The organism is Streptomyces sparsus (assembly GCF_054776295.1).
Map to the genome: position 1 here is coordinate 1 of NZ_BAAHCA010001508.1, position 762 is coordinate 762.

1 protein-coding gene and 1 pseudogene are annotated in these 762 nt (G+C 75.2%); one reads left to right on the forward strand and one right to left on the reverse strand.

Annotated features, from left to right (window positions below; genetic code table 11):
- Positions 1–251, forward strand: a 251-nt coding sequence (locus ACYVE9_RS29295; protein ID WP_461030905.1) for an endonuclease V, incomplete at its 5' end; no start/stop codon positions are given.
- 128 nt (positions 252–379) lie between these two features.
- On the opposite strand, the pseudogene ACYVE9_RS29300 reads toward ACYVE9_RS29295, so the two are convergent.
- Positions 380–762: pseudogene (locus ACYVE9_RS29300) on the reverse strand (saccharopine dehydrogenase); the annotation flags it as partial.

Sequence of the window (762 nt, forward strand, 5' to 3'; positions counted from 1 at the left end):
CCGGCGGCGCGGACGACACCCCACCGGGCGTCCCCGCGCCGGGCGCGACCCCGGCGGACGCGTCCCCGCTGGGGGTGGCGCTGCGCACCCAGCGGGGTGTGAAGCCGGTGTACGTCTCCGTCGGGCACCGCACCACACTGGTCGCCGCCCGGGCTCACACCCTGTGGCTGGCCCCTGACCACCGGCAGCCGGAGACCACCCGGAGGGCGGACCGGCTGTGCCGCGAAGCGCTTGCTGAGTACACCGACTGAGTACCCGCACCGATGTGAACTCCCTTGCATCCGGCGAGAGTCGGGGCCATGGACACGACGAACAAGCGCATGGCGGCCTGCCTCGCCCTGGCCGGACTGCTGGCCCTCGGCTGGCTGGTGGCGACGACCTACGTGGTGGCCGGCTGGGTCCTCGCCGGCTGACCCTCGCGGTGTGCGACCCGGAACCGGATGCCGGCCCGACGCAACCGGTCGGTCAGCGCGTCCCCCATCGCGACCGCGGTGGTCACCTGCCCCGAGGTGGGCGGCAGTTCGTCGAACGCGAGGCAGAGCGCCGACTCCGCGAGGATCTTCGCCGTCTCGCCGTAACCGGGATCCCCGCCGGAGACCTCGGTGAACACCCGCTGACCGCCGCCCTCACCGACGAAGCGCACCCAGAACCAGTTCCGGGCCCGCTGCTCCGCGTCGGGCCCCTGCCCGGACGGCAGCCGGGCGGACAGCGCCCGCCGCGCGGCCGGCAGTTGGGCCAGCGCGGCCACCGAGCCCACCGCGG